Here is a 6,397-nt window from a genome sequence, read left to right on the forward strand (position 1 = left end):
ACCGTCGCCACCCTCATCCCAGACGATCACCACCTCCGCTTGCAATGCCGCCGCCAATGCCAGACCTTGGTCCGGCCAGAAACGGCGGTGGATGTAGAGGTAAGGCAGCGCTTCGTCGTCGGTGTGCAGGTCCAGCACCAAGTCCGCGTCCGCCGCTAGTTGCACCAGGCTTTTTTGCCAATGCGCCAGGTTGGTCGCCGGCCGCTCCATGGCCAGGTCGAAAGCGCGATTGAAGTTCTGCCCGGTGGCCTCGTGGAATCGTCCCAGAAGCCGCCCCTGGCGAAACTGGCCGATGCCGAAGGGATTGGCCTGGGGCACCACGGTCACGCAGCCTTTGAGACGGCCTTGATCCTGGCAGGCCTGCAAACGCGGCAGCAGTTGATGCAACACCAGCATTCCGGCGATTTCGTCAGCGTGCACGCCCGCCTGCAGGTGCACCTTCGGCCCGCTGCCATCGCCCTCAAAACGCCAGGCGCCGACATGCAACGGGTTGCCCGCATCGCCGGGTACCTGCCACGAAAGGTCTTTTGCCATGCCCTGCCCTCCCCTGATCATTTATTCGCTAGTGATTGAACAGCTGTTCAACTAATCTGGACACTGGTGTTTGATCAAAGGCCCTGACATGACCGTCGACCCTCCCAAACTGCGCCGTGCCGACCCCGATGAACGCCGGGACTTGTTGGTTGCCGCCACCCTCACCTGCCTTGCCCGCGACGGCCACGCCGGGATTTCCGTGCGGCGGATCGCGACCGAAGCAGGTGTGTCGGTGGGCTTGCTCAATCATCATTTCGGTACCATTGATGCGCTGATCGCCGAGACGTATCACAAGCTGGCCAACGAACTGACCAGCGCCTTGTGGGCACAGGTCGAGCAGGCCGACGGTGCCGCCGCACGCCTGGATGCGTTTCTCAGCGCATCGTTTTCGCCACGGGTCATGGACCCCGACCTGCTGGGCGTGTGGGTGGTGTTCTGGAGCCTGATCCGCCATTCACCCCATGTGAACCAATCCCACGAAAACAGCTACCGCGCCTATCTGGCCTTGATCCAGCAACTGCTGGACGACCTGGCCCGCAGTGAAAACCTCGTGATCCACGACAGCCACCTGGCCGCCATCGGTCTATCGGCGATGCTCGACGGGCTCTGGCTTGAGGGCTGCCTCAACCCCGGCACTTTCAGCCCCGCCAACGGCCTGCACATCTGTCGCTGCTGGGTACAGGGGTTGCGTCACGGAGCATTCAGCGCCGACCACATCTTGTGATTCGGGATGCCGTGCACTGAGCATGGCCAAGGTGCCGCTGACGGCGATCAGCACGGCACCGATGATCAGCGAGGTGTCCATCGAGGCACCCCAGATCAGGCTGGATAAGAGAAAGGCCCAGATCAAGCCGGTGTATTCGAACGGTGCGAGCAAGGTTGCGGTAGCGCGGCGAAAACTGGCGAACAACAGGAACTGCCCGATACCGCCCACCAGTCCTGCGGCCAGCATACCCAGCCACGCGGGTGTCGGCGCTGGCGTGTGAGTCCAGGGCAAGGTCACGGCCATGCAGATCACGAACACCCCATTGGTGATCAGCATCTGCTCCAACACCGAAGTGGCCGGATCAACCTGGCGCAGTTGGATATAGGTGAACGCCCAACACAGCGCGGCGGCCAGGGTCAGGGCGATGGGCACCGGGTCTTGGAGATGGCTGGGGCGACAGGCAATCACCACACCGACAAACCCGATGATCAAGGCGATCCACTGGCCCCGACTGGCGCGTTCCTTGAGGATCAAGGCCGCGAGCAACGTGACCATGATCGGCGCGGAAAAATACAGCGTGGTCATTTCCGCCAGGGTCAGGTCCTTGGCCGCGGTGTAGTACAGCAGCCACGCCAGCAACGACAGCAACCCGCGAATGATCAACAGCTTGCGGCTGGCGGAGCCCCACGCGCGGCGCAACAAGCCCATGCGCCCGGCGATCACACAGGCACCGACCACCACCAGGCTGCGCCAGAACAGAATGGTAAACACCGAATAATCGGCCACCAGCCATTTGATCACCGCGTCCTGCAACGCCAGGAACGCGTAGGCCAGTGAGCACAGGGCAATCCCTTGCAACGCGCGGTCCTGTTTCATCCAACCGACCTGCGCAGCGGCGTACCGCGTCGTTCGGCGATGGCGTAGACGCCTTCGATGAGGAACGTCAGGCACAGGTAGACACCGGCCACCAGCAGTAGCGGTTGGTAGATCTGCAACGTCTGCGCGCGCACCACGTTGGCGGCGCCCAACAGGTCGACCACGGCAATCGTCGACGCCAATGCCGTGGACTTGAGCAACATCACCGTCTCCCCCGCCAGGGTCGGTAGCAACAGGCGCATCGCCCGAGGCAGACGCACGCGCAGCAGCGCCTGGCGTGGGGTCATGCCAAAGGCCGACGCCGCCTCCATCTCGCCCTTGGGCACCGCCAGCAAGCCGCCGCGAATCACCTCCCCCACATAAGCGCCCACTGACAGCACCAGGGCGAACACGATGTACCAATAGCCGTCACGCAGGAATGGCCAGAGGAAACTGCCGCGCACCATGGGGAACTGGGCGAACAGACTGCCCAGGCCGTAATAGAAGATGTAGATCTGGATCAACAGCGGCGTGCCGCGCAGCATGCTGGTGTAGGCCGACGCGCAGCGCGCCAGCCATTTGCGCCGTGACAACCGCGCCAAGGCTACCAGCACCGCCAGGGCAAACCCCAGTAGCGCCGAGACCACCAGCAGCGACAAGGTGGTCTGCAACCCCTTGGCGATCAGCCCCGCGTAATAACTTATCCACTCAGGCATACGCCCCTCACTCGACAACCGGCATCCAGCGACGAATACGTCGCTCCAGGCGCCCGGACAGGTGGTTGGAAGCCAGCGTCACCAGGTAATACAAGGCGGCGGCGGTGAGGTAGAACAACAGGTATTGGCGCGTGGAGCCCGCCGCCTGCTTGGCGGTGTACAGCAACTCATTGGTGCCGACCACGCTGATCAAGGCGCTGTCCTTGATCAGGTTGATCCACAGGTTGGACATGCCGGCCAAGGCGTAGGGTGCCATGATCGGCAAAGTCACCCGGCGAAACAGGCCAACGCCGCTCAAGCCGAACGCCCGCGCCGCTTCGATCTGCCCATGAGGGATCGCCAGGATGGCGGCGCGGAAGATCTCCGACGCATAGGCGCCCTGTACCAGGCCCAGCACCAGAATCGCCACCAGCGGCCCGCTGATATTCACTTGCTGGAAACCCAACCCCAGCATCAACGCGTTCAGCCCCATGGAACCCGCGTAGTACAGCAGCAGGATCAGCAGCAGCTCCGGCACCGCGCGAAACACCGTGGTGTAGCCGCGCATCAGCAATGCAATCGGGCGCGGCGCACTGAGTTTGGCGCAGGCCACCACCAGGCCGATCAACAAGCCTACGGCGAATGAGCCAGCGGAAATTTGCAGGGTCATCCATAACCCTTTGAGCAGCGCGTTGCCCCATCCTTGTTCACCCAAGCTGAGGAGATCCAGCATTATTCGGTCTTCTGGGCGAGTTGCGGGTAAGGACTGTCACAGGTCTTGCTGACAAACGCTGGCGTGTCAGTGCGTTTGCACGGGCTCACCGACAGGCCGAAGTAATGCTGGGACAGGTCGTCATAGTCCTTGCTGACCAGCAGTTCGCCGATGGCTTTATCGAGGCGGGCCTTGAGCGCAGTGTCTTCCTTGCGTAACCCGGCGCCGACACCACGGCCGATGATCGGGTCGTAGGGCACGCTGGCGATATGGGCCAGGCCTTGGGCTTCCGGGGTTTTGATCATCATGGCGATAGCGGTGTCGTCGGCGACCATGTAGTCGATACGCCCTGCGATCAAGTCGGCGTTGGCCGATTCCTGGGTGTCGTAGTACTTAAGATCAGCGATGTTCTCGTAATACTTTTTCAAGTAATTGGCACTGACGGTGGAGATCTGCACACCAATCAGCTTGCCCTTGAAGCCCGCTGGCGACACTTCGATTTCACTGCCCTTCGGCCCTGCCACGCCGATCAGCGAATCGTAATAGGCACGGCTGAAAGCGATCTGCTTTTCGCGCTCATCGGTGACCGACATCGAGGAAAAAATCACGTCGATTTTCTTCGCCAGCAACGAGGGGATGATGCCGTCCCACGCCACTTCCTTGATCTGACATTCGGCTTTCATGCCTTCACACAGCTTGTGGATCAGGTCCACCTCAAAGCCCGACCACTGTCCGTTGCCGCCTTTCAGGGTGAACGGCGGGTACGGTTCGGCCGCCACGGCGAACACGATGGGCTTTTCCGCTGCCTGAGTGAAACCTGCGGCCACCACCAACACTGCACTGCCCAACCAGCTTGCCATGGATTTGAATGTCATGATTTGCCCCGTCTTTTTATTGGAGTTAGCGAGTTTGATGCGCGTTGACGAACTGCCGGCAACGCTCACTGCGTGGGTTGATAAACACCGAGTCCGGCGAGCCGGCCTCCTCGATCATGCCTTGGTGCAGAAAAGCCACTTTGGAGGACACATCCCGGGCGAAGGCCATTTCATGGGTGACCAGGATCATGGTGCGGCCTTCTTCGGCCAACGAGCGGATGACGCGCAAGACCTCGCCCACCAGTTCCGGGTCGAGGGCTGAGGTGGGTTCGTCGAACAGCATGACTTTGGGCCGCATGGCCAGCGCGCGGGCAATCGCCACCCGTTGCTGTTGGCCACCGGATAGAAACGCCGGGTACTCATTGCGCTTGGCGGCGAGCCCCACACGGTCAAGCAAGGCTTCGGCCCGCTCGGTAGCCTCGGCGCGGCTTTCGCCCAGCACCTGGGTAGGCGCTTCGATAAGGTTTTCCAGGACGGTGCGATGGGGCCACAGGTTGAAGTTCTGGAACACCATGCCCAGGGTCGAACGAATACGCACCAGCTGTTTGGCATCGGCCACCAACGGTGCGCCGGGGATGCCGTAATTCAGCTTGATGCTTTCGCCGTCGACATGAATGCTGCCCTGGTCGGGCACTTCAAGCATGTTGATGCACCGCAGCAAGGTGCTTTTGCCCGAGCCGCTGGCGCCGATCAACGAAATCACGTCACCTTCGCGGGCGGTGAGGGAAATGCCCTTGAGTACCTCGATGTTGCCGAAGCGCTTATGCAAGTCGATGACTTCGATCATCTTCCGGGCTTCTGCTGCGGGTGCGACCTCGACCGGCGCCACCGCAGCGACACGTGGCTCACCGGCCAACTGGGCGACAAACCCCGCGATGCGCCGACACGCTTCGCCCAGACGCTCTTCGCCGAGGGTGAATGACAAGCGCACAAACCCTTGGGCGGGTTCGCCGAAGGCCGCCGCATCAAGCACCGACACGCCCGCTTCACGAAACAAGCGCCAGGCGAAATCCAGGGAGTCGAGGCCGGTGCCACGTACATCCACCAGCACAAACATGCCGGCTTGTGGCGCCTGCACCTTGATGCCCGGGCAGGCACTCAGCCCGGCCACCACCAAGTCCCGCCGCCGCCGATAGATCTCGCGCATACCTTGGGTCACATCATCATGGGCCAGCACTGCCGCCGTGGCAGCTTCCATCACAAACCCAGGCAAACCGTAGAGCATGCTCAGCACCAGGGTTTCCGCGTGGACCACCATCTGTGGCGCGGCGATGATCCAGCCAATGCGCCAGCCGGTCATGGCGTGGGATTTCGACAGGCTACCGATCACGATGCAACGCTCAGCCATGCCCGGCAGCGCGGCCAGGCTGTGGTACTCGCCATCGAACACCAGGCTTTCATAAACCTCATCGACCACCACCCACAAATCATGGGCGATGGCCAGGTCGGCGATGGCTTGCAGTTCCCGCGGGTTCAGCACCACGCCGGTGGGGTTGTTCGGGTTGGAGAAGAAGATCGCACGGGTACGCGGGGTGATCGCGGCGGCGAGTGCCTGGGCATCCAGGCGGAATCCGGACTCCGGCGCGCACGGCACGCGCACCAAGGTCGCGCCGCTGGCCTTGAGCGTGGCTTCGTAGGTGACGTACATCGGATCGAGCACCAGCACTTCATCGCCAGCCTGCAGCAGGCACAGGGAACTGATGAACAAGGCGTTTTGCGCGCCGGGCACGATGATGACGTTTTCGGCGCTCAGGTTGCGCGCCAGACTGTTGCTGTAACGCGCCGCCACCGCCTCGCGCAGACGCTGGCGGCCGGGGATTTCGGTGTAGTGCGTATCACCGTCACGCAGGGCGCCGACGGCGGCATCGGTGATGAACGATGGCGTGGCGAAATCGGGGTCGCCAACGCTCAGAATGATGATGTCCTCGCCCTGGCTGGCGGCGTGGAACGCGGCGTGATGGATGTCCCAGGCAGCGACGCCCTGCCCTGAAATTCGCTCAACGAAGGGAGAAAACCGCAT

5 protein-coding genes and 2 pseudogenes are annotated in these 6,397 nt (G+C 62.3%); 1 reads left to right on the top strand and 6 read right to left on the bottom strand.

Annotated elements, in window-relative coordinates:
• Nucleotides 1-534 (bottom strand): annotated as a pseudogene (locus ACRESD_RS02440) (succinylglutamate desuccinylase); the annotation flags it as partial.
• 88 nt (nucleotides 535-622) lie between these two features.
• Between ACRESD_RS02440 and ACRESD_RS02445 the strand changes: the two are divergent.
• Nucleotides 623-1,162, top strand: a pseudogene (locus ACRESD_RS02445) (TetR/AcrR family transcriptional regulator); the annotation flags it as partial.
• On the opposite strand, the gene ACRESD_RS02450 reads toward ACRESD_RS02445, so the two are convergent.
• The 5 genes from ACRESD_RS02450 to ACRESD_RS02470 form a co-directional block, all read right to left on the bottom strand.
• Nucleotides 1,118-2,116, bottom strand: coding sequence for a DMT family transporter (locus ACRESD_RS02450; protein ID WP_431749471.1), 999 nt, complete (start codon nucleotides 2,114-2,116; stop codon nucleotides 1,118-1,120). The pseudogene ACRESD_RS02445 and the gene ACRESD_RS02450 overlap by 45 nt on opposite strands.
• The gene (locus ACRESD_RS02455; RefSeq protein WP_431749472.1) at nucleotides 2,113-2,811 is read right to left on the bottom strand and encodes an ABC transporter permease; all 699 of its coding nucleotides are present in this window, start codon (nucleotides 2,809-2,811) and stop codon (nucleotides 2,113-2,115) included. The genes ACRESD_RS02450 and ACRESD_RS02455 overlap by 4 nt, the downstream gene beginning before the upstream one ends.
• Before the next feature lie 7 nt (nucleotides 2,812-2,818).
• Nucleotides 2,819-3,523 carry an ABC transporter permease gene (locus ACRESD_RS02460; protein ID WP_431749473.1) on the bottom strand — a complete coding sequence of 235 codons (705 nt, stop codon included), beginning with the start codon at nucleotides 3,521-3,523 and terminating at the stop codon, nucleotides 2,819-2,821.
• Nucleotides 3,523-4,362, bottom strand: a complete 840-nt coding sequence (locus ACRESD_RS02465) for a transporter substrate-binding domain-containing protein (protein WP_431749475.1) — start codon at nucleotides 4,360-4,362, stop codon at nucleotides 3,523-3,525. Before ACRESD_RS02465 ends, ACRESD_RS02460 begins: the two co-directional genes overlap by 1 nt.
• A 40-nt stretch (nucleotides 4,363-4,402) precedes the next feature.
• Nucleotides 4,403-6,397, bottom strand: a 1,995-nt coding sequence (locus tag ACRESD_RS02470) for an aminotransferase class I/II-fold pyridoxal phosphate-dependent enzyme (protein WP_431749474.1), incomplete at its 5' end; no start/stop codon positions are given.

It is taken from the genome of Pseudomonas sp. (assembly GCF_050739995.1).
Lineage (GTDB): Bacteria > Pseudomonadota > Gammaproteobacteria > Pseudomonadales > Pseudomonadaceae > Aquipseudomonas.